The organism is Streptomyces sp. 796.1 (assembly GCF_047525675.1).
In the GTDB taxonomy this organism is placed as follows: Bacteria; Actinomycetota; Actinomycetes; order Streptomycetales; family Streptomycetaceae; genus Streptomyces.
The window spans coordinates 148,061-171,029 of sequence record NZ_JBLIWA010000018.1 but is presented as its reverse complement, the minus strand read 5'-3'; the positions used below and the strand labels follow the sequence as shown (position 1 = coordinate 171,029).

Annotated in this window: 16 protein-coding genes and 1 tRNA gene; 7 read left to right on the top strand and 10 right to left on the bottom strand. The window is 72.6% G+C overall.

What is annotated here, in order from left to right; all coding sequences use genetic code 11:
- The first annotated feature begins 1 nt into the window (after window position 1).
- Both ACMA1D_RS14685 and ACMA1D_RS14680 read left to right on the top strand, forming a co-directional pair.
- Complete coding sequence (locus tag ACMA1D_RS14685) at window positions 2-3,514, top strand: FtsX-like permease family protein (RefSeq protein ID WP_414724397.1); 3,513 nt, start codon at window positions 2-4, stop codon at window positions 3,512-3,514.
- Window positions 3,515-3,768: 254 nt separating this feature from the next.
- A complete protein-coding gene (locus ACMA1D_RS14680; RefSeq protein ID WP_414724407.1) occupies window positions 3,769-4,800 on the top strand; it encodes an ABC transporter ATP-binding protein in 1,032 nt (343 codons plus the stop codon).
- Between the two features lie 65 nt (window positions 4,801-4,865).
- Here the strand turns inward: ACMA1D_RS14680 and ACMA1D_RS14675 are convergent, their stop codons facing one another.
- The 7 genes from ACMA1D_RS14675 to ACMA1D_RS14645 all read right to left on the bottom strand — a co-directional run bounded on the left by ACMA1D_RS14675 (window position 4,866) and on the right by ACMA1D_RS14645 (window position 12,907).
- A complete protein-coding gene (locus ACMA1D_RS14675) occupies window positions 4,866-5,717 on the bottom strand; it encodes an alpha/beta fold hydrolase (protein ID WP_414724406.1) in 852 nt (283 codons plus the stop codon).
- A 265-nt stretch (window positions 5,718-5,982) separates the two neighbouring features.
- Window positions 5,983-7,029 (bottom strand): hypothetical protein, encoded by a 1,047-nt coding sequence (locus tag ACMA1D_RS14670; RefSeq protein ID WP_414724396.1) that lies wholly within the window; start codon window positions 7,027-7,029, stop codon window positions 5,983-5,985.
- Window positions 7,026-7,490, bottom strand: a complete 465-nt coding sequence (locus ACMA1D_RS14665; RefSeq protein ID WP_414724395.1) for an acyl-CoA thioesterase — start codon at window positions 7,488-7,490, stop codon at window positions 7,026-7,028. Before ACMA1D_RS14665 ends, ACMA1D_RS14670 begins: the two co-directional genes overlap by 4 nt.
- 5 nt (window positions 7,491-7,495) lie before the next feature.
- Window positions 7,496-9,160, bottom strand: coding sequence for an energy-dependent translational throttle protein EttA (gene ettA, locus ACMA1D_RS14660; RefSeq protein WP_414724394.1), 1,665 nt, complete (start codon window positions 9,158-9,160; stop codon window positions 7,496-7,498).
- 338 nt (window positions 9,161-9,498) lie between these two features.
- The gene (locus ACMA1D_RS14655; RefSeq protein ID WP_414724393.1) at window positions 9,499-10,947 is read right to left on the bottom strand and encodes a Cys-Gln thioester bond-forming surface protein; all 1,449 of its coding nucleotides are present in this window, start codon (window positions 10,945-10,947) and stop codon (window positions 9,499-9,501) included.
- A gap of 271 nt (window positions 10,948-11,218) precedes the next feature.
- Window positions 11,219-11,677, bottom strand: a complete 459-nt coding sequence (locus ACMA1D_RS14650) for a single-stranded DNA-binding protein (protein WP_414724392.1) — start codon at window positions 11,675-11,677, stop codon at window positions 11,219-11,221.
- Window positions 11,678-12,316: 639 nt separating this feature from the next.
- Entirely contained in the window at window positions 12,317-12,907 is a 591-nt protein-coding gene (locus tag ACMA1D_RS14645; RefSeq protein WP_414724391.1) for a TetR/AcrR family transcriptional regulator, read from the bottom strand.
- A gap of 88 nt (window positions 12,908-12,995) precedes the next feature.
- On the opposite strand from ACMA1D_RS14645, the gene ACMA1D_RS14640 reads away from it, so the two are divergent.
- A complete protein-coding gene (locus tag ACMA1D_RS14640) occupies window positions 12,996-13,412 on the top strand; it encodes a VOC family protein (RefSeq protein ID WP_414724390.1) in 417 nt (138 codons plus the stop codon).
- Window positions 13,413-13,499: 87 nt separating this feature from the next.
- Here ACMA1D_RS14640 and ACMA1D_RS14635 read toward each other — a convergent pair whose 3' ends face one another.
- Window positions 13,500-14,525, bottom strand: a complete 1,026-nt coding sequence (locus tag ACMA1D_RS14635) for an aldo/keto reductase (RefSeq protein WP_414724389.1) — start codon at window positions 14,523-14,525, stop codon at window positions 13,500-13,502.
- 523 nt (window positions 14,526-15,048) lie between these two features.
- Here ACMA1D_RS14635 and ACMA1D_RS14630 point away from each other — a divergent pair.
- Window positions 15,049-17,163 (top strand): UvrD-helicase domain-containing protein, encoded by a 2,115-nt coding sequence (locus ACMA1D_RS14630; protein ID WP_414724388.1) that lies wholly within the window; start codon window positions 15,049-15,051, stop codon window positions 17,161-17,163.
- Between the two features lie 105 nt (window positions 17,164-17,268).
- Here the strand turns inward: ACMA1D_RS14630 and ACMA1D_RS14625 are convergent, their stop codons facing one another.
- Window positions 17,269-19,359, bottom strand: a complete 2,091-nt coding sequence (locus ACMA1D_RS14625) for a TerD family protein (RefSeq protein WP_414724387.1) — start codon at window positions 19,357-19,359, stop codon at window positions 17,269-17,271.
- 643 nt (window positions 19,360-20,002) lie between these two features.
- Here ACMA1D_RS14625 and ACMA1D_RS14620 point away from each other — a divergent pair.
- Window positions 20,003-20,428 (top strand): hypothetical protein, encoded by a 426-nt coding sequence (locus ACMA1D_RS14620; protein ID WP_414724386.1) that lies wholly within the window; start codon window positions 20,003-20,005, stop codon window positions 20,426-20,428.
- Between the two features lie 120 nt (window positions 20,429-20,548).
- Here ACMA1D_RS14620 and ACMA1D_RS14615 read toward each other — a convergent pair whose 3' ends face one another.
- Window positions 20,549-20,941 carry a hypothetical protein gene (locus tag ACMA1D_RS14615; protein ID WP_414724385.1) on the bottom strand — a complete coding sequence of 131 codons (393 nt, stop codon included), beginning with the start codon at window positions 20,939-20,941 and terminating at the stop codon, window positions 20,549-20,551.
- A gap of 453 nt (window positions 20,942-21,394) precedes the next feature.
- Here ACMA1D_RS14615 and ACMA1D_RS14610 point away from each other — a divergent pair.
- Window positions 21,395-21,467: transfer RNA gene (locus ACMA1D_RS14610), tRNA-Arg, on the top strand.
- A gap of 544 nt (window positions 21,468-22,011) precedes the next feature.
- A complete protein-coding gene (locus ACMA1D_RS14605; RefSeq protein ID WP_414724384.1) occupies window positions 22,012-22,905 on the top strand; it encodes an oxidoreductase in 894 nt (297 codons plus the stop codon).
- Window positions 22,906-22,969 lie beyond the last annotated feature (64 nt).

The window sequence follows — 22,969 nt, the reverse complement described above, 5'->3', positions numbered from 1 at the left end:
CATGCCCACGCCAGAGAGAGACCCGGCCGAGGCCGAGCGGCCCACGGCGGCCGAAGGTGCGGGGACGGCCGAACGGCCTGGCCCCGAGGGTGAGTTGCCTGGGGTGGAGTCACCTGGGGCGAACTCGCCGGAGGCGGAGCGGGCGACTGCGGCCGACCGGTCGACGGACGTGGAGCCCGCTGCGGCGGACGGCCCGTCGACGGGCGCGGACGGCCCGGTGCGTGCGGATGCGGCGGGGCGTGCGGAGGCGTTGACGGGTGCGGGGGAGCCTGCCGGTACGGACGCGTCGGCGGGTACGGGCGAGTCTGGTGGAACGGACGCATCGGCCGGAACGCGCGGCTCGGCACGTACGGACGACTCGTCCGGTGACGGCTCATCGGTGAGCACCAACGGACCGGCCGGTACGGACGCACCGGCCAGTACGAGCGAGCCTGCCCGTACGGATCGGCCAGCCAGCACTGACGCATCGGCCAGTACGAACCAGTCGGCCAGTACGGATGCATCGGCCAGTGCCAACCAGCCGGCCAGTGCCGCCCCGTCGTCCCCCGCCGGCGAGGCGCCCCCCACGGAGCGGCGGACGCCGACCGGGGACGCGCCCGCTCCGGCCCGGGCCCGGGTCGTGACGGGGTGGGTGAGGTTGCGGCTGCGGGCCGCTCCGGGGGCCGCGGTCGCGCTCGGCCTGTTGGTGCTGCTGACTTCGTTCCTGGCCGCCGCCTTCCCGCGCGGCATCGACGCGTACCAGACACATGCGATCCGCGAGCAGATCTCCGACGCCTCACCGGCGCACAGCGCGTACCAGATCACCTCGGGTCCGCCCGGCGCGCAGCGTCCGCAGCACGAGCGGGCCGCGGCGCTGGCACCGGGGCCGCTCGCCGCGCAGTACCGGGTACTGCGCGAGCGGCTGCCCGACCTGGTGCGCACCGACGACGCGCAGTCGGCGCACGGCGTGCGCACGCCCGAGCCGCTGGTGGCCACCGACGCGTACCTGCCGCGGCCCGACGGGCTGCCGCCCAAGCTGTCGCTGACGGCCCAGTCGGGGCTGACCGAGCACAGCACGGTCAAGGCCGGGCGGATGCCGCGCGGCTCCAACCCGTTCAGCGACACCGACGAAACCACGGGCCGCGGTCCGGAGCGGCTTGAGGTCGAGGTGGCGGTCACCGCTGAAACGGCCGAGGCGCTGCACCTGCGGATCGGTTCGCTCATCCACCTCGACGCGCCGGGCACCACCGCGCTCTCCGCGAAGGTGGTCGGCATCCTCGTCCCGAAGGCGCCCGAGCGGGCGTACTGGTCCGTGGATCCGCTGCTGAACGCGCCGGGCCTGGCCTCGGTGACTCCGCCGGGCGACACGCCCAAGGAGTTCTGGGTCGGCGGGCTGCTGCTGGCCCCGGAGGCGGGCCCCGCGCTGCTGGCGGCGAGCGGCGCGCCCGAGACGTTCTGGCGGCTCGCCAACGATCCGGACGCGTTGACCGGCCGCGACGTGTCGCGGCTGCGCGCGCAGATCGCCTCCCTGGAGAGCGGCCCCGCGCTGGTGGAACTGCGCAAGGCGACCGGTCCCGGCACCATCGTCAGCACCGAGGTCGACACCATCGTCGCCGACTTCGGGTCGATGCGGGACGCGGTGGCGCCGGTGGTGGCGGTGGCCGCGTTCGGGGTGGGTACGGTCGCCGCGGTCGTGCTGCTGATGGCCGGTGGCCTCGCCGCCGCCCGGCGCCGCGCGGAGTTGACCCTGCTGCGTTCCCGCGGCGGCTCGCTGGCCGGCGTCGGCCGCCGGCTGCTCGCGGAAACCTCGGTGATCGCCCTGCCGGCCGCGGCGCTGGGCTGCACGATCGCCGTCGTGACGGTGCGCGACGCGCGGCTGTTGCCAGCGCTGCTGGCCGCGGCGGCGGTGGCGGCACTGGCCTGTTTCGCCCTGCCGGTGCGGGCGGTCGCCGCCCACCGCCGCCCGCTGACCAGCGTGGAACGCACCGACGCGGTACGGGTACGACCCTCGCGGCAGCGCACGGTGGCCGAACTGACCGGGCTGGTCCTGGCCGTCGGCGCCGTGGTCGCGCTGCGCCAGCGCGGCACCGCGAACGGCGAGGTGGACGCGCTGGTCAGCGCGGCGCCGGTGCTCATCGGCGCGATCGCGGCGATGCTGCTGGTCCGCCTCTACCCGCTGCCGCTGCGGCTCGCCACCCGTCCGGCCAACCGGCGGCGCGGCGTGGTCGGCTTCCTCGCGCTGGCCCGCGCCGGCCGCGCCCCGGCGACCGGCGCGCTGCCCCTGCTGGCCCTGATCACCGCGCTGACCACGGCTTCCTTCGGTGGCTCGGTGCTCGCCGGGGTGTCCGACGCGCGCGAGCGCGCCTCGCTGCTGGCCGTCGGCGCCGACGCCCGCATCGACGCGCACCGCAGCCTGCCGAAGGAGTTGGCCGCCTCGCTGCGCGCGGTGCGCGGCGTGCAACAGGTGCTGCCCGCACACATCGAGTACGACCTCCGGTTGAACGACGACGGGAACGAGATCGCCCTGGTGGTGATCGACCCGGACGCGTACAACGCGCTGGCCGGGAAGGTCGGCACGGACCGCATCCCGGCCGACGCGCTGCGCGGCAAGCGCGGCCCCGTCGTACCCGCCATCGCCTCCCCCACCGTCGCCAAGCGGATGGGCAAGGGGCCGCAGGACCTGCGCCCGCTGGCCGGCGACATCACCGTGCAGGTGGCGGCCGTCCACCGGGGCACGCCAGCCACCCAGGTCAGCAACTACCTGCTGGTCAGCGCGGACCGGCTGCCCGGCGCCACCCCGACGACGCTGCTCATGGCGGGCAGCGGCGACCACGGCTCCGGCATCGACGCGGCGGCGCTGCGGGCGACGGTGCAGGCCGCGACCGGTGGGGGCCCCGCGGTGGAGGCGCCGACCGGTGGCTCCGGCGCGGGCGACGGCGCGGGCTCGGGTGCGGGTGACGGCTCGGGCGGCGGCGCGGCGAAGGCCGGTGGCGCGCAGGACGGCTCCGCCGGCCAGGCCGGCGGCAACGTGCGCATCAAGGTGCGCGCCGAGGAACACGCGGCGCTGTCCGACTCGCCGTTGCAGGGCGGTACGGAGCGGCTGTACGCGGCGGCGGTCACGGCCGGCGCCGGGTACGCGGCGTTGGCCGTGCTCCTGTCGCTGCTCCAGGCCACCCCGGAACGGACGGCGCTGCTGGCCCGGCTCCGCACCATGGGTCTGAACCGGCGGCAGGGCCGGCGGCTGCTGGTCCTTGAGGCGCTGCCGCAGGCGCTGCTGGCCGCGGGCGGCGGCGCACTCGTGGGCTACGGCACGATCCAGTTGCTCGCGCCAGGGCTCGACCTGACCCGGTTGGCGCTGTCCGCCCGTACCGGATTCGACGAACTGGGCACCGTACGGCTGCAAGCGGACGCGCTGTCGCTGCTCATCCCCGCGGTGGGCGTGGTGGTGCTGGCGCTGCTCGTGGTGCTGGCACAGGCGTGGTGGAGCGGACGCCGCAAGGAGAACACCGAGCTGAGGGTGGGAGAGACGCGATGACGCAGACGGCGGCGGGCACGGGCGGAGGCGGCGAGGACCGTACGTCGCAGCGCGCGACGGGAGCCACCCCGACGGGACGTGGCACGGGTGGGAACGGTGTGCCGGGTGGTGGGGGTGCGGCTGGGGCTGAGGCTGCCGCCGGGGCCGGGGCTGGCGCCGGGGCCGGTGGGGCCGCGAAGGGGGCCGCTTCGGCTGCGGGTGGGGCGCGGGTCGCCGCCCGCGATGCCCGGCCGGTCGTCCCTTCGCTGGCGGAACTGGAACGCCGGGCCACCTCGCACCGCGACCGCCCGGCCTACGGCCACGACGCGCTGATCAGTTGCGACCGGCTGGTCCGCGTCTTCTCCACCGACGGCGTCGAGGTCCAGGCGCTCCAGGGGCTCGACCTGCTGGTGTCCGAAGGTGAGTTGATGGCCCTGGTCGGCGCCTCCGGCAGTGGCAAGTCGACCCTGATGAACATCCTGGCCGGTCTCGACGTGCCCACCGCGGGCGCGGCCTCCGTCGCCGGCAGCGACCTGCTCAACATGGACGCCAAGGCCCGGCTGCGCTACCGCCGCGACATCGTCGGCTTCGTCTGGCAGCAGACCGCCCGCAACCTCCTTCCGTACCTGACCACCATCCAGAACGTGGTGCTGCCCATGCAGTTGCGGGGCCGCGGCAAGCAGCGCGCGGCGCGCCTCGCGCACGCCGACGAGCTGTTGCAGATGCTGCGCATCGACCACTGCCGGGACAAGCGACCGCAGCAGATGTCCGGCGGCGAACAGCAGCGGGCCGCCATCGCCGTGGCCCTGGCCAACACCCCCGCGGTACTGCTCGCCGACGAACCCACCGGCGAACTCGACTCCGCCACCGGCGAGGAGATCTTCGCGGCCTTCCGCACGGCCAACGCCGAGTTGGGCACGACCGTGGTGATCGTGACGCACGACCAGGCGGTGGCGAACGAGGTCCGCAGGACCGTCGCCATCCGGGACGGCCGCACCTCGTCCGAGGTGTTGCGCCGCACCGAGGTGGACGCCGAGACCGGCCAGGAGTCGATGGTGGCCCGCGAGTACGCCATGCTCGACCGCGCCGGCCGTCTCCAACTCCCCGCCGACTACACGCAGTCCCTGGGCATGGAACAGCGCGTCCTCCTCGAACTCGAACCCGACCACATCGCCGTCTGGCCCGACCACGCCCCACCCACGACCGCGGGCTCGGGCTCGGGCTCGCCCGACTCGGCTGCCAACACCGCCTCTGGCTCCGCCCCCGCGACGCCCGCGGACGAGGGCGGCACCGCGAGCAAGGACTGAGCTGCGGGCCAAGGCCAGCGACGAGGGCTTCGGCCAGCCCGTGGGCAACGACCCCTCACGTTTCCTCAGCCCGCAGCCCCATGACCCGCCAGCCACGCCAGGGCACCTTCGGCGCCGGCCAGCACGGAGATGTGCCCGTCGTCCGGTCGTATGCGCAACTCCGCCGTGGGGCAGCGATCCGCCAACCAACGGGCGTGCGCGCTGGGAGCGATGCGGTCCCGGTCGCCGTGCAGGAGCAGGGCCGGGGCGACGACCTGCTCGGGGTCGAAACCCCAGGGAGCGACGTAAGCCAGGTCATCGTCGATCAGACCGCCGGGGCCCGCCGCCATGGCCGGCTCCACCACCTGCTCGAACCACGACCACTCCGCCGCCAGCGCCGCGTGGTCCGCCGGCGTGAACATCTGCGGGTCGAACGTCGCCGCCGCCTCGTACTCTTCCTTCGCCGCCCGCCCGGCCACCGCCGCGCGCAACGACTGCGCCCCGGCGCTCGCCATGCCGGCGAACCAATCGATCCCCGCAGCACCGAACGGCGCCAACCCGGCCACGCTCACCACGCCCACCACCCGCGCACCCAACAACGCCCCACAGGCCAACGCGTGCGGCCCACCACCGGAATGCCCCATCGCCGCGAACCGGTCCACACCGAGCGCATCAGCGACGGCCACGACGTCATCGACCACCGCGGCGACGCTCCGCCCCGGCCGCGGCGTCGAACCGCCGTACCCCGGCCGGTCGTACGAGATCCACCGCACGCCCAACCGGCGCCCGGCCAGGAAGAGCGGCACCGGCGGCGCCCCTACGTTCGGCGTGCCGTGGTGCCAGAACACGGTCACCTGCGCGTCACCCGCCGCCGCACCCGTGTCGTACACGTGCAACCGGCGCCCCTCCGCCACCTCCAGGTCCCGCTCCACGACCACCTCCCTCACAACCCAACTCCCTCCCCATCAGCATGAGTTGACCCTATCCACACGCCGCACCCCGCCCCACCACGCCCAACCCACCTGAGACACCCACCGCATCACCGAGTCACTGCCGCGCCCGGTCGCGGGGAGGGGGAGCCGGGGTGTATCCACTACCGGGCCGTCACGCCGGACGCCGCCGAGCCCCCTTGCGCTCCGGTCGGGCTCGCCCACTCGTCGGGGCCGACCGCGCTCGGCCGGCCCCCGGGGCCGTCCTGCCGTCTTACGCCGGAGTGACGGAGAGCCCGGACAGCCCTCCCGTGCGCACGGCTATCGAGCCGTACGGCGTCCGCAGCCGCAACCAGCCACGGGCCGCGAACAACACCAACGCCGAGTCCCCCACCCCGGCGGCGCCGGAACTCCCTCCAGAGCCGGAGCTGGAGCCGGAATCAACGTCCGCGCCAGTGCCGGAGCTGGGGCCGGCGCCGATGCCGCTGGTGGAAACGCGGCCGGTGCCGGTACCAGGTTCAGCGTCCGGGCCGTGCGCCGCGGCGGCGACTCCCGCCGCCGCCAGTACCGAAGGCTGCGGCCGTCCCGCTTCGGCCACCCCGGGGCGGGCGAACCTCAGGAACCCCACCGCCTGTGCCGCATGCAGGGCCCGCAACGGCAACTGCGTGTCGCCGACCGTACGGGACCAGATCTCCCGGCCGATGCGGTCCCGCTCGGCGCGCGTACGCTGCTCCGGCGCCAGCGCCTCGTCCCGGGCTCGGAACTCCGCGACCGCCGCCGCCACCATCGCGCGCACCGCCGCCGGGTCCGGCAGCCCCGGCACCCGCTGCCAGCCACCGCGGGGCGGCAGCACGCCGGCCCATGGCGGCCCGGTCACCGGCTCGGGCGCGTACACCGTCAGGCCGGTCGGCCCATCGGCCCGCCCCGCCCCAGCCCGCTGCCGCGCCTCGTCGATCGCGTCGGCGAACTGGCCGGCCGAGACCGTACGGTCCCACTCCCCCGACGCCCCGTCCACGGCTGCCTCCGCCGCCCCGGCAGACGCCCCCGTCCCGGAGCCCGCCGGTCCGGAGCCCACTGGTCCGGAACCCGTCGGTGGCGCGGCCGGGCCCGGTGTCAGCGTCGCCGTCCTGATGGCGAGCACCTCGAACGACGCCGGCCGCCCGAACACCGCGAGCACTCCGCCGGCCCGGGGCGCGGCACCGGCCCCGGTCGCCTGGACCCGCACGGCCGCGGCGCGGTCGTAGTGGATCAGCCGGGCCAGGAAGGCGGCGAGATCGGCCGCCTCCCTGGCATCGGCGAAGTGGAGCGCTGGCGCCGTCATGCGGCGACGGCCTCCTCCGACTGGTCGTCGCGCTTGCGCTTGCCCCTGACCGGCGTCTCCTCGACGAACTCCGACAGGAACTTCTCCTCCACCCGCGTGAGCCGCCGGGGCCGCCCCGCTTCGAAGTCGAAGGGCACGACGACCGTGGAGGCCCGTACGTACACGGTGTCCTCGTCCTTGATCTCGTACGCCAGCGTCAGCGACGCGGCGCCGATCTTGGTCACCCAGGTCTCCACGGTGACCGGCGCGTGTCGGTGCACGAGCGGCTTGCGGTAGTCGATCTCGTGCCGGGCCACGACGGAGCCGCCCTCGAACGCCTCGTCGTCGGTCTCGGTCGCCAGCCGCCACATCAGGTCCACCCGCGCCTCCTCCAGGTAGCGGAGGAAGACGACGTTGTTGACGTGGCCGAAGGCGTCCATGTCCGACCAGCGGATCGCGCAGGAGTACACATGTCGCGCCATGGTGGTCAGCCCCTGGTGAGCTTCTTGTACGTGGCACGGTGCGGACGCGCCGCGTCCGGACCGAGCCGCTCGACCTTGTTCTTCTCGTACGACTCGAAGTTGCCCTCGAACCAGAACCACTTCGACTCGCCCTCGTACGCGAGGATGTGCGTCGCGACGCGGTCCAGGAACCACCGGTCGTGGGAGACGACCACGGCGCAGCCCGGGAACTCAAGCAGCGCGTTCTCCAGCGAGGAGAGCGTTTCGACGTCGAGGTCGTTGGTCGGCTCGTCGAGGAGCAGCAGGTTGCCGCCCTGCTTGAGGGTGAGCGCCAGGTTGAGGCGGTTGCGCTCACCACCGGAGAGCACGCCGGCGGGCTTCTGCTGGTCGGGGCCCTTGAAGCCGAAGGCGCTGACGTACGCCCTGGAGGGCATTTCGACCTGGCCGACGTTGATGTAGTCGAGCTCGTCGGAGACGACGGCCCACAGCGTCTTCTTCGGGTCGATGTTGGCGCGGGTCTGGTCGACGTAGGAGATCTTGACGGTGTCGCCGACCTTGATCGAACCCGAGTCGGCCGTCTCAAGGCCCTGGATCATCTTGAACAGCGTGGTCTTGCCCGCGCCGTTCGGACCGATGATGCCGACGATGCCGTTGCGCGGCAGCGTGAAGGACAGGTCGTCGATGAGGACCTTGTCGCCGAACGCCTTGGAGAGGTGCTCGACCTCGACCACGATGTTGCCCAGTCGCGGGCCCGGCGGGATCTGGATCTCCTCGAAGTCCAGCTTCCTGGTCTTCTCCGCCTCGGCGGCCATCTCCTCGTAACGGGTCAGTCGCGCCTTGGACTTGGCCTGCCGGCCCTTGGCGTTGGAGCGGACCCACTCCAGCTCTTCCTTGAGGCGCTTGGCGCGCTTGGCGTCCTTCTGCCCCTCGACCTTCAGCCGGGCGGCCTTCTTGTCGAGGTAGGTCGAGTAGTTGCCCTCGTACGGGTGGGCACGGCCGCGGTCGAGTTCGAGGATCCACTCGGCGACGTTGTCGAGGAAGTACCGGTCGTGGGTGACGGCGACGACGGTGCCCGCGTACTTGGCGAGGTGCTGCTCAAGCCACTGGACGGACTCGGCGTCCAGGTGGTTGGTGGGCTCGTCGAGCAGGAGCAGGTCGGGCGCTTCGAGCAGCAGCTTGCACAGCGCCACGCGACGCCGCTCACCACCGGAGAGGTTGGTGACGGGCCAGTCACCCGGCGGGCAGCCGAGGGCGTCCATGGCCTGTTCGAGCTGGGTGTCCAGGTCCCAGGCGTTGGCGTGGTCAAGGTCCTCCTGGAGCTTGCCCATCTCCTCCATCAGCGCGTCCGAGTAGTCCGTCGCCATCAGCTCGGCGACCTCGTTGAAGCGCTTGAGCTTCCCCATCAGCTCGGCGGCGCCGTCCTGCACGTTCTGCAAGACGGTCTTGGACTCGTCCAGCGGCGGCTCCTGGAGGAGCATGCCCACGCTGAAGCCGGGCGCGAGGAAGGCATCACCGTTGGAGGGCTGCTCAAGGCCGGCCATGATCTTGAGGACGGTCGACTTGCCCGCACCGTTCGGGCCGACGACACCGATCTTCGCGCCCGGCAAGAAGTTCAGGTTGACGTCGTCGAGGATCACCTTGTCGCCATGGGCCTTTCGGGCCTTGCGCATGGTGTAGATGTACTCAGCCAAGAGAAACCGTCCGGCAATCATGAGAGTGGGCAGATAGAACCATCTTGCCGTACGCGTAGAGCTGGGCGAAAACCAGTAATGATCCCCGTCCGCCAGCCCTGCGCCCCGGCTCCTTCCCGCACTACCGCACGTGACCGACAGCAGGCCACACGTGTCCACCGCCGCCCCATCCGGGGCCACCACCCGGCGACCACGCGAACACCTCGATCACGCAAGGACACCAAAAGACTACGCTTCGGCACTGACAGTGACCGCGCCCGCGGTGCCCGGACGCCTCCCGGACACCGCTCCCCTTTGCTCCGCTCACGTCTGCTTTGCTCCGCTCACGTCTGCGGCGGCTACGCCCTCTTCCGCCGCACCAGGAACACGGTCACGCCGCCGACGAGCACCAGCGCCCCGGCTGCCCCCGCGATCAGCGGTACGGAACTGTCACTGCCGGTGTCCGCCAGGTCGCCGCCCTCGGCAGCGGTCTGCGGGGTGGCCGCCGCGCTCTCGGGCGCGCCGACCGGGGCCTTGCCGAGCTGCGCTGACGGCCGGTTGCCGGTGGCGGCCTTGGTGTCGGCGGCCCCGGTGCCGGTCGCCCCGGCGGTCGGTGTCGCCGCGCTGCCGGCCAGGCAGTGCAGCACCCCGCCGAACGTCTTCTCGTAGCCGTCGGGCCCGGTGAGCGCGAACTCGTACGCCTGGTCCTCCGCCGCGGGCACGGCGACGGTCTCGGTCTTGCCCGCCGCCACCGTGTGCGGCTGCTGCGCCAGTCCGTACGTCAGGGGCGCGTCGCCCCGGTTGGCGACGGTGACGTCCACACCGCCCTTGGCACAGTTCTTGCGGGCGAAGACGGCGGGTACGGGCCCGTTCTGCGCCCAGTTCGCGGTGGCCTTCGCCGAGACGGTGCTCTCGCTCGAACCGGCGAGTATCTGCGTCTGGCTCTTGGCGTGCTGGCCTATGCCCGTGAAAACCCGGCCGACGGGCACCTTGGTCGCCGCCTCCGCGGTGAGCACGGCCGTACCGTCCGGCGTACCCGCCGGCATGTCGAGGTAGAGCTTGGTCCCGTTGGTCGCCCGGCTGATCGGTTTGCCGTTCTTGCCCACGATCTTCACGCCCGAGGGCACGGTGGTCGTCGGCGGTGCGATGGTGACGCTGCTCGCATTCGTCCGCACGGTCACCGGGCCGATGCGCTCGCCCGGCTTTCCGGCGATCGCGGGCGGGTCAAGGGTGAGCGACGCCTTCGGTTCCCCGACCTTCCGCGCCGCCTCGTACAGGTAGTCAGCGAGTTTCTCCGCCTGCCGGTCGACCGCGTTCACCCGCACCCGGTCCGAGTAGCGCCAGATGGCCACCTGCGTACCGGCTGCTGCGGTCTTCTCACTCAGCGTGCCCGTGCCGGCCGCTCGGGCCAGTCGATCGAGGTCGTTTATCTGCGGGTAGGAGTGCTGGAGAATCCAGCGGATCTTTCCCGCATTGCGGTTGTTGTGCAATGCGGAGGCGCTCCACGGCACTTCCTGGTACTTCGCCTGGTCCTGTGTCGTGTTGTGGATGTCAACGGAGTAGCTCTGGAGTGTGCCGCCATTGTCGACGGACATCTCGAATAGGCCGGCACCGATCCGCTCCGTCTTGCCGTCCTCGCGGATGACCGCACGGTCGAAGGTGGTCAGGCCGCCGAGCGTCGCCGTCGCGCCACCGTGGTTCACGGGCACGTCATCCGCCACGGCCGGCCCCGCCAGGGCGATCACACCCGCCGCGACCAGCCCGGAGGTCAAGGCCGCGGCGGCAAGGCGGCCGGTTCCCCGCTTCATGACAGAAAGCATGGATTTCCCTTCCAGGGCAGGCGCGAGCAGTCCACCGGGTGCGGGCGCCTGGCTGGCGAACTCAAAACTCGGGAGCACTCGTTGCTAGGACGAAGATCCTAAGTAGGGTCCCGTCATGGGCCCCCAGGATCCTGGGTCCGCTCACCGATCCGAATCGGAATCGTTATCCGAATCAGGGTTCACGGGCCGCGATTATCGACAAATCCCCTGCGATTCATGGGGATGTTGTCCCCATAGTCGAGATTTCTGCCCTTACTCCCTAGCCGCCTCCTGCGGTCGCGGCCACCGCAAAGGATTCAACTCCCGTTGGCGCGGCTGCCAAAGAAGGTTCAGCAGGGGCGCCGGGCAGCGGTTTGACCTGAGTGATCCGTCGGAAGGCAGACGTTCCGCGCGAAAGGTCGTGGCCGATGCCAATGGCGTCGAGATCCGCCGAGAACCACTTCTTTCCGTCCCGCTCCTGTTCGTGAATGCGCAATCTGCCCCGCACGATGAGGGGTTCGCCGAGGGCGACGGACGCGGCCACATTCGCCGCGAGCCCCCGCCATGCGCGCACCGTGTAGAAGCTGGTGCCGCCGTCCACCCACTGGGCGCGCTCCCGATCCCAACGGCGTGCCGTCACCGCGAGGCGGAACCGCACCACCGCCACGCCCGCACCCGTCTCCCGGTAGTCAGGGGGCGTCGCCACATTGCCCACCACCGTCACTTCCGTCTCGTTCACTGCTTCTCGTCTCCTTGTGTCCACTCGGCTGCTCGTGCGCCTGTCTGCCATCGAGTCCCGCGGCAGCGCGGCAACGCACCGCGGCGGGTCAGCCCGGCCCGCCGCGACGCGTCGCGGCGCCGCGCTTCCGAGGCCGGGGGCAGCCCGAACCCCTCACTCCGCGTCGGCGCGGGGCCCGAATTGAACGCCCCACCCACACGACGCACGAACGAGTCCGGGCCGCCTGCCCCCGCCCCGACCGGCACGGCAACCACCATGCCGATCAAGGGTGTTGACCTCCGCGGCCGACCCGGAACCGCCTGCTCTGAGTGCTTCGTCGGTCGTGTCCGCCGCGGATGACCCCATCGTGGACGCCTCGCAAGAATCCCGCTGCGCCCTGTGGACAACCAGGCGCCTGTGGACAACTCCGTCACCCTTGCGAATCCGGCCTAGGCTCCCCCTCATGCAGCACGTACGGCTCGACCGCAGGCTCCGGCCTCGCCCCGAGGCACCCCGACACCGCCGCGCCGCCATACGGCCACGGCGACGCGACCCCACACCCTTGGAAGGAGCAGACCCGTGCCCGTAGCCCTTGGACCGCACGAGCGGCCATCCCGCACACCGGCCCCGACGGATAGGGGGCCGGCGGGCGGTGGGTGGTCAGGCGCGCAGCGCTGCGAGCAGTCGGCTCAGCGCCGCCCAGGTCCGATCGAGATCGGCCGGGTCGGTGGAGGAGGCGAGCCAGAGCGCGGCCTCGTTCATGGCGCCCGACAGCAGATGGACCAGCGGGGCGACGGGCTGCGGCGTGATGACCTCCGCGGCCACCAGGGACGTCAGCGCCTCGGCGAGGTGTCGCGCCGATGTCGCCTCGTCCATCTCCCGCCACTGGTTCCACCCCAGCACGGCCGGCCCGTCCACGAGCATGATCCGCTGCACGTCCGGCGCAGCGGTCGCGACGAGGAACTCCCGGCAGCCGGCGGTGAACTGGTCCCACGGATCACGCTGCGCATCGGCGGTCGCCGCGACCCGCTGCCCCACCTCCGCCTGCACCGACTCCAGGACGGCGCGGAAGAGCTCGGCCTTGCCGGCGAAGTGGTGGTAGAGCGCCCCCTTGGTCACTCCCACCGCGCTGACGATCTCCGCCAGGCTCACGGCCGCATACCCCTCATCTGCGAACCTGCGCCTGCCCTCGCGTAGCAACGCCTGCCTGGTCTGCTCCCGCTGACGTGCCCGAACGCCGTGCTGCGGCATGGTTCCCCTTCCCCGCCACCCTTTGACATACCAAGGGTACGCGAATACCGTTCTTCACATACCGAAGGTAGGCGAAAGAGGTCCTGACGTGAAACTGACCAGCTTCTATCCGGTGATCGGCACGGCCCGGCTCGCGGAGTCCCATGACTTCTACACGCGCCTGCTGGGGTTCGAGACGACGTTCTCCGCGGACTGGTACGTGAGCATGCGCCATGCTGACGACCCCACGCGCGAACTCGCGCTCCTGGACCACACCCACCCCACCGTCCCCGAGGGCCACCGCGTGCCTGCTCAGGGACTGCTCCTCAACTTCGAGGTCGCCGACGTGGACGCGGAGTGGGAGCGGCTCGTCATAGCCGAGGGGCTGCGCCCACTGCTCGCGATACGCAGCGAGGACTTCGGCCAGCGCCACTTCATCGTGTCCGACCCCAACGGCGTGCTGATCGACGTGATCACTCCCATCGAACCGACGCCCGAGTTCGCCGCGCAGTACGCCGACCAGTAGTTCACCGGCGCACGCACGACCGCCGGCGAGGCGTGGGCCGCACCCTGCCCGCGCCGGCCCCACCCTCCGCGCGGCGGCCCGTCCGGGTCAGGCCCGGCGCCGCCGTAGGGCCGGGTCGAGCAGTGCGGGCGGGGTGTCGAACTTCTCGTGTGCGGCGAGGTCGACGCCCGGGGCGACGATCGCATCGACGGCGTCGAGCACGTCCGCGGGGAGCACGGTGTCCGCGGCGGCGAGGTTGGCGTGCAGGTGGTCCAGTGTGCGCGGGCCGATGATCGCGCTGGTCACGGCGGGGTGCGCGGTGGCGAAGCCGAGGGCAAGCTGGATCAGCGTCAGGTCGGCGGCGGCGGCCACCTCGGCCAGCCGCTCGACGGCATCGAGCCTGGCCCGGTTGGCGGGGGTGGTGGTGTCGAAGCGGTCGGGCATGAACGTGGAGCGGCTGGTGGCGATGGGGGCGTTCGCACGGATCGCGCCCGAGAGCCAGCCGGAGGCCAGCGGGCTCCACACCAGCACGCCGAGCCCGTACTCCTCGGCCACGGGCAGCACGTCACTCTCGATGCCGCGTTGCAGGATCGAGTAGCTGGGCTGCTCGGTCGCGTACCGACCCAGGTGGTGCTCGCGGGCGGCCCACTGGGCCTGCACGATGCGGTAGGCGGGGAAGGTCGACGATCCGAAGGAGCGGATCTTGCCGGCGCGTTGGAGGTCCGTCAGCGCCGACAGCGTCTCTTCGTCGCTGGTGGTCGGGTCCCAGCGGTGGACCTGGTAGAGGTCGATGTGGTCGACGCCGAGCCGGCGCAGGCTGTTGTCCACTGCCGTGTACAGCCAACGGCGGGAGCTGCCGCGCTGGTTGCGGTCGTCGCCCATCGGCATGGCGGCCTTGGTGGCCAGTACGAGGTCGTCGCGGCGGCCGGCGATGGCTTTGCCGACCATCTCCTCCGATTCGCCGCTGCCGTACATGTCGGCGGTGTCGATGAGGTTGATGCCGGCCGCCAAGGCCGCGTCCACGAGGGCAGTGGCCTCCTGCTGGGTGGTGCGCCCGATGGCGCCGAAGTTCATCGCGCCCAGCGCGAGCGAGCTGACCTGGACGCCGGTGCGCCCCAGGGTGCGGTACTGCATGAGCGTGTTCCTCCACGACAGAGATCCGAACGATGACGGATGCGGGACGGGATGAGAGAGCGGGACGAAGAAGGGAGTTGACGCCGCATGGCCGGCCACAGGGCGCGCCGAAGGACGCTCACCCAGCCCACACACATAAGCGGGACGCCGTCCCATTTAACGATACGGAACGCCGTCCCACTTATCAACGCCGAACGGGCCCGGTCTGCGTCGCGGAGTGCGTTTCCCGGTCGAGCCCCTCAGCGAAAGGTCGTCAGCCATGCCCCTGACCGTGCTCGTTTCACTGCTCTTGCTGCTGGTCAGCCCCTTGCTCCGGGCCGTCGGACAGGTTTGCCCGGCCCGTCCCAAACCGCCCGACCGCCCACCGCCACCCGGCCGGGGCCACGTACGCCTGGACGCGGTCGGCGCGCGGGTTCGGCCGCACGGCACCGACGGGAAACGCGCCGCCCTGGCCACCCCGCGCCCTGCCGCACGTGCAGGTCGGCGACCTATCATCGCCAGTCCGCATACGAGGGGGGCTGGTATGACGGCAGACGGGAGCAGGGCGCGGCGGGCGCAGGAGGCGAGGCGCCAGGAGCGGTTGCTGCGCGAGCAGTGGCAGGCCGCCTGGCAGCAGGTCCAGCGGTGGGACGCCGCGCGCGAGGGCGAACGCGGTGTGCTGGCCCAGTTGTTGGTACTGACGGCGCGCGGTTGGCGGCTGCTCGTCGACCGACAGTGGCCCAGAACGCGCGGCGCGCAAGCGGGCCTGTTGCTGGTGGGGCCCGGTGGGATGTTCGTGATCGACGTCGAGAGCTGGCCCGCAGCCCCCGCCGTCGTGGACGGCACCGTCCGCACCACGGGCGCACCGCACGCCACGACAGACTCATCCGGCGACGGTCCGGGGGCCGCTGCGGTGGCGAAGTTGCTGGCGGCGACGAAATCGGTCGAGCGGGTGGTGGCGGAGCTCGGGCTTTCGCCGGTGGCGGTCCAGCCGCTGCTGGTCTGCGCGGGCCATCGGATCGACGCCGAGGCGGGCCGGGCCAGGCTGCTCGGTGGGCGCGAGATCGGCCCGGCGCTGCTCGCGGAGCGGCAGCGGCTGCACGCCGCTCCGGTGCGGATGATCGCCGGCCATCTGGAGAGTGCGTTCCCCGGGTACGTACCGGTGGAGCTCGACCGGTCGGCGCCGGCCGCCCCGGTCCAGCCGCGGCAGGAGGCGGCGGACGGCCTGTTCGACCTGGAGGGACTGCGGAACGCGGCACTTGACGAGGCATTGCGCGGGCCGATCGAGCAGTGGATGTCCTTCCTCGACCCGGACCAGGTCTCGCTGGTGCGCCGCAACTGGTCGGGCCCGGCGCGCATCAGCGGCCCGGCCGGCACCGGCAAGACGGTGGTCGGACTGCATCGCGCGGCGCACCTAGCGCGCCGTACGACCGGCCGCATCCTGTACGTCACGTACGCCAACAACCTGCCGCGGGTGCAGGGCACGTTCCTCGCGACCATGGCGCCGGCGGTCGCTGACCGGGTCGACTTCTCCAGCCTCCACGCCTGGGCGCAGGAGTTCCTGCGCGAGCGCGGCGTGCCGGTGCGGCTGCACGCGGAGAAGGCCGCGACCGCCTTCAGCCTGGCCTGGACGCGCGTCGGGCGGCCGAGCCGACTGGCCGAGGTCGACCCGACGCCGCGCTACTGGGAGGAGGAGATCGGTTACGTCATCAAGGGGCGCGGCCTGACGACGTTCGACGAGTACGCGGTGGTGCCCAGACGGCGGCGGAGGGCGCGGCTTGGCCGCACGTACCGGGAGGCGGTGTGGGCGCTGTACGAGGCGTACGAGACGCTGCGCGTCGAGCGTGGCGTGCACGACTTCAACGACGTCCTCTCGCTGGCACTGGCGGAGGCGGCACGGCCTGCGGACCAGCCCCGCTACGCGGGCGTCATCGTGGACGAGGTCCAGGACCTGTCGCTGGTCGGGGTGCGGCTGTTGCACGCCGTGGTGGGCGATGTGCCCAATGGGTTGTTGCTGATCGGCGACGGGCAACAGGCCGTCTATCCGGGCGGGTTCCGGCTCTCCGACGCGGGCATCGACGTCCGGGGCGACCGCGGGCAGGTGCTCGCCACCAACTACCGCAACAGCAGAGAGATCCTGGAGGCGGCGCTCCAGGTGGTGGCCGATGACGCGTTCGAGGACATCGACGGGCTGCGGACGCCGGGGCGCCGCGAGGTCGACCTGACGTACCACGACGGGCAGGTGGTACGGGTCACGGAGCCGACCGTGGCCGCCCACGACCAGGCCCTGTTGGGCGCGCTGCGCGAGCTGCCCGCCGGCGCCCATGCCGACGTCGCGGTGCTGTGCCCGTCCAAGCACGCCATCGCCCACTACCGCAAACTGCTCGAACAGGCCGGAATACCGGTGCAACTGCTCGACCATTACGCCGGCCATGCGGTCGACGCGGTCAAGTTGGGCACGTACCGCAGGGCCAAGGGGTTGGAGTTCAAGCGGGTCTACCTGCCCCGGTACGACGCGGTCCCGCCGTCGGAGGCGGGGGCCGGCGGGGCGGGGGCGGTCGAGACGGCGCGGGAACGTGCGGAGCTGCGCCGCAGCCAGCTCTTCGTGGCCATGACGCGGGCGCGGGACGTGCTGTGGCTGGGCAGCGTGGGCGGGTAGCGGGTGGGTGGTCGATAGCGGGTCCGGGGGTGGCGTTGGCGGTTCGGGCAGGAAGGGGCGGACGTTGGGGGTGAGGGCGCGGATGGGCCCGGTGGGCGCGTACTGCTAGTGGGCGACGTCCACGCCGTATCCGCGGACCAGGGCGTCGAGGCCGTGGTCATAGCCCTGGCCGACCGCGCGGAGCCGCCAGACCGGGCCCCGGCGGTAGATCTCCGCGAGGAGCATGGTGCGTTCGGTCGTTGCCGCGTCCAGGGTGGCGCGGGCCACGGGTGCGGCGCTGGTGCCGGGGGCCGCGCCGAGTTGGATGGCCCCGACGGTGCCGAAGGTGGCGGTGCCGTCGATGGCCGCGGCGACCACGACCCGGCGGGTCGCGGCGGGCAGCGCGGCGAGGTCGACGGCGATGGTCTGCTCGGCGGGGCCACCGGTGAGGAGCCGTACGGTTCCGGCCGGGCTCTCCGGGGCGCCGTAGAAGACGAGGTCCTCGTCACAGCTGACTTGCTCGTCCTCGTCCAGGAGGAAGGCGACGACGTCGATCTCGCAGTCGTCCTGCGGCGCCCAGCTCGCGGTGACGTGCCACGCGGGTCCGACGCCGGGCCCGTCCGGCAGGTCGAGGACCCCGCCCCGCGGCATCACCAGGGGGCCCTGCGCCCGGGTCGCGGGCGCCGGCCGGTCGGTGGTGGTCGGCGAGGCGAGCCAGGCCGCGTCGTGGACGGGCAGTTCGATGGTGGTGATGCGCTTCATCCGTCGGTCGGCTTCCCCACCGGGCAGCAGGACGACGTCGGTGACGCTGGCCGAGAGGTTGATGGCCGCCGAACCGCCGAGTTCGACCACCCGGGAGCGCGCCGCCACCGCGGCTGCGTGCACCCCGCCGAGCACCAGCACCCGGTGCCCGGCCAGCACGCCGCCGGCGCCACCTGCCGTACGCCCTGACCTGCGCGGAGCCGGCACCGGGGCGGCCGGAGGAGGCGATACGGGCGGGACGGATGGGGAGGAGGAGGTGGAGGGAGGGGCGGGGGCGGGGGCGGGGGGTACGGTCGCGGCAGGGGCACTCGCAGGTGGTACGGGCGCAGCTGGCGTCGGCACCCGCGGTGCGAGCGCCGGTGATACGGGCGTCGGCGACGTGGGCGCCGGTGATACGGGCACCCGTGGTGCAGCAGTGCGGGCGGACGGCGCGGACAGTGGCGCGGCCGGCGCGGTGAGCGGGGGTGCGGGCGAGTCGGTCCGGGGGCCGGCCGATGCGTGGGTTGCCCCTGCCGGCGGCGCGGCCGGGGCCTCGTGTGCCACTCCGGCCCGGACGTCGGCCAGGAGCCGGAGGAATATGGCCTCGTCGATGACCGGCACGCCCTCGGCGATGGCCCGCCGCGCCTTCGTGGACTGCGCGGCGGTCTCGTTGCTGACCAGGGCGCTGGTGTGGCGGCTGACGGAGCCCATCATGTTCAACCCGGCGGCGACGCCCCGGGCGACCAACTCGGCCCTGGCGTGCGCGGTCTCACCGGTGATCGCGATCTTCATGCCTTGCCGGAGCGGTCCGCCGGGCGTCCACCGCCCCGGGTTGCGGTAGCCGCACGGCGTCTTGGGAGGTTGCGGCGTGAACTGTGTCTGGGCCCGTGGCGGGCATTTCACCAGCGGCAACGGCAGGTCGAGCCGTGCCGCCTCGCGAAGCGAGGCGTGCAGGATGCCGGCCAGTACGCGCGTGTCGTCCAGCGCGTCGTGGGCGTGCCGTTGCGGTACGCCGTAGTGCGCGGCGAGGCTGCCGAGCTTCATGTCATCCGTCGGCGGGTCCACCTGACGGTTGAGGGCCAGGGTGCACAGCCGCTGCGACACCGGCAACCACATCCGGGCGCGGGCGAACTCGTGGGCCAGGAAGTCGTAGTCGAACTGCGCGTTGTGGGCGACCATGACCCGGTCCTGGAGCATCGCCGCGATCCGCCCGGCGACCTGCTCGAACGTCGGCGCGCCGCGCAGCCGCTCGGCGGTCAGCCCGTGCACCGCCACCGGGCCCGGATCGCACCCGGGGTCGAGCAGCGTGGAGTACTCGCCGGTCTGCCGTCCGTCGGGCCCCACCGTGATCACCGCGATGGACAGCACCCGGTCCCGCCGGGCCACGAGCCCCGAGGTCTCGACGTCGACCAGGGCCCAGTCGCGGGCGTAATCGCCTGTGACGGGCACATCGTTTGCGGTGGCGGCGAGACTCATGGCGCCAAGGATGATCCGATATGCGGCTCTCCATCAAGCTGCGTGACGCTATATCTCGCTTGTCCCGTGATCTCGTTCCGGCGGCGGGTGGGCGGGCGGCTGGCGCGGGGTGGGGCGCGCGGGTGGGGCGGTGGCGGTGCGGGCGTCGCCGGGAGCGGGGGTCCGGGCGTCGCCGGGAGCGGGTGCGGCTGGTCTGGCCTACGGGGGCGCCGGGCCCGCCGGAGCGGGCGGGGCCACGTCCGGGGCTCCGGGGCCGGCCGGTCGGCGCCCGTTGCGCGCTGTCCCGGGGCGGGCCGGCGGCGCGGAGCGCGCTGCCCCGGGGGAGCCGCGCCCCTCTTCGACAGCCCCTACAGGGGGCGGCAGCCCCCACCGAATCCGTTCACGCCGCGGCAGCCCGTAACACGACAGCCGTATCGCGGCGTTCCCTATCGCAGCGTTCCTTGTCGCGACGTTCCTTGTCGCAGCGCCCTTCGTCACGGCGGTCCCGAGCACAGCAGCCCACGGCACAGCGAGCCAGAATTCGGTGGCCTCCGGGCCAGAAATCTCACGCCCCGCCCATACGAATTACCATGAACCAGTGAAAACGGTTCGAATAGCACTCCCGCGGCACGCGCGGCGGTCCATGCTCACTGGGCTGGTGTCGGTGACGGTCTTGCTCGGGTTGGGCGCGGTGTTCGTACTGCCCCGCGCGTACGCGACCTCGGGAGAGAGTGGCGCCGTTGCGACCGTGGTGTTTGCCGGGATCTGGTTGCCGACCGCCTTTTATGCGTTGAACCGCGCGTTCGGCATGACCCTGCTTACTCCCGAGGGAGTACGGTTTCGGACAGCGGTGAGCCGGCGGCTGATCCCCTGGCACCGCATCACCCGATTCGAGGCGCAGGAGCGCACCGGTCGGCACGCCGTGCGCTGGTGGGTCATCCGCGCGCACCGTACCCACGGCCGGCCGCTCGTCCTGCCTGGTTCGCTGGCCCAGGGGGCCATGGACGAGACGTTCCGAGCCGCGTTGGACACCCTTGACCAGCACCTGAGGGCCGCAGCGGCCGGAGCCAGCCCCCCGGAGGACAGGTAGCCCCTGCGCGCCGCCTGCGCCCGCCCCACGCGACGGCCCGCCGGAGCGAGATGAGCCTTCGCCCGGGCTCCCACCGCGCCCGCCCGGGCGCCCGGGGCCGGCCCGCCCTGTCGCCGGGGCTCACTCCCTACCGTTGTCGTGCCTGTTTCCGGCCAACAGCGTGCCCAGGAGGACGTAGAGGACGACGGCGACGAGGGGAATGCGACCCGTACCGTCGTCGATCTCGTCGAGGAAGTATCCGGAAAGCAGCGGCCAGACCAATCCGCAGACGAGTACGAGGAGATGGTTGCCCTTTTCTCCCGACAGGCGCATCAGTACCGCCAACAGAACGGGCATCAGGGTCCAGGAAATAGCTATCGCGAGGAGGAATTCCACCGCCCCACTGAGTACGACGTCCGGCTGCTCCTCCCCGGCCTCGTGCGATTTTTCGAGCCCGTAGGACAGCACGGCGTGGCAGGCGATCGCGGCAATGGCCGTCGCCACCGCGCCTTTGATGCGACGTAAGTGATCCATGATGAATGCGTAGCCCCCGTACGAAATGGGCCCCACCGCGTTTCGGTGGGCCCCACTGGTTCCCCGTGGTGGCGGCCCTCGCGGGCAGTGCCCGACCTCGACACGGGCGGCGCCCCAGGGCGGCAGCGTACTTGCGGGCCCCGCCTCTTTCCGGGCGGAACGGCCGCCGGGGCACGGACGCGCTGGTGGGCCCCATGGATTTGCGCCATCAGGAACCGGCGCCGACCGGCACGACACGGGGCGCGGCCCTCCGGGGCCCTTGCGAGCGGGGGCGTAGCAACGACACGGCCGCGGCTGAAAGTTGCCGTGTACGGACCCGCGCTTGTGAAGATGGTGTGAGAGTCTTCGCGTGGGCGCCGCGTGACACGAGCAACGCGTGCGCTCCGCCCCACGGCCCGCCGGACGCCCCGCACCGTCCGGGCGGCCCCGAGGACGCTGCGTCCGCGCAGTTCAGCCCCCGTAGCTCAGCGGATAGAGCAGGTGCCTTCTAAGCACTTGGCCGCAGGTTCGAGTCCTGCCGGGGGCACCGCCGTCGCCCTCTCCGGCATGGCCGCGTCGGTGCAGGTCAGGCCATTTCCGCTGGCTCTTCGCCGGCCCCCGCCGCGGCCACCTCCCGCCGCTCCGGCGAGCCCGGTCGCGCGCAGCCCGGCGCCGGGGCCCGCCCGGCAGAGCCCCGCCGCCGCCGTCCGGGCCGACGAGGGTGGGTGTGACAGGGCCACGCTCCGCGCGCCGACCGCGCCTACGTTGGTGGCCGTGCACACGCAACGGCTCAGTGAGTTCCTGCGGGCCCGGCGTGCGTTGGTGCGGCCCGAGGGCCACGCGCTGGCTGCTGGCCGGCGCCGTACGCCCGGTCTGCGGCGGGAGGAGACCACGGCCCCCGCGCATCACGCCCCCGCCCATCAAGCCACCCCGCCCCAGGACGCTCCGCCCCACGACACCTCGTACGGACACACCCCGCCCCACGACGCCCCACACCAAGCCACCCCGCCCCACGACACCTCACGCCAAGTCCCCCGCCCCACCCCAAGAATCGCCGCACCGAACCACCCCGAGCGAAGGGCACGTCCCGCATGACCTCCCCTGACACACCTGACATACCCGACACGCCTGACACGCCGGTCTGGTTCATCACCGGCTGCTCCTCCGGCCTCGGCCGGGCGCTGGCCGGTGCCGTGCTGGAGCGCGGCTGGCGGGCCGTGGTCACCGCCCGCGACCCCCGTACGGTCGCCGACGTGGTCCGCGGGCACGACGGGCGCGCCCTCCCGCTGCCGCTCGACGTCACCGACCCCCAGCAGATCGCGACGGCGGTCGCCCGAGCGCAGACCGTCTTCGGAAGGATCGACGTCCTGGTCAACAACGCCGGCTACGGCTATCTCGCCGCCATCGAGGAGGGCGTCGACGAGGAGGTGCGCGCCCTGTTCGACACCAATGTCTTCGGCCTGGTCGACACCGTCAGGGCCGTCCTGCCGGGGATGCGCGCCCGCCGCTCCGGCCACGTCGTGAACGTCTCCTCCATCGGCGGCCTGGCCGGCTTCGGCGCCACCGGCTACTACCACGCGACCAAGTTCGCCGTGGAGGGTCTTTCCGAGTCGCTGGCCGCCGAAGTCGCCCCGCTGGGCATCGGGGTGACGATCGTGGAACCCGCCGCGTTCCGCACCAACTGGGCCGGGTCCTCCATGCACCAGTCCGCCACCAGCATCGACGACTACGCCGCCACGGCGGGCGCCCGCCGCGCCAGCACGCTGGCCAGCTACGGCCACCAGCCCGGCGACCCGGTACGCGCCGCCCGCGCCGTCATCGACGCCGTCACGGCCGAACGGCCACCGCTACGGCTGCTGCTGGGCAAGGCCGCGTACGACATCGCCACCGCCAAGCTCGACTCCCTGCGGACCGTCTTCGACGACTGGCGAGAGGTCACCCTCGGTGCCGACTTCCCCGCTGCCGAACCGCTCGCGGACCGCTGAACCGCCGGGGGCGGGACTGGGCGAACTGCGCGCGGGCACGGGACGGGCGCGCCGCCGACCGTCG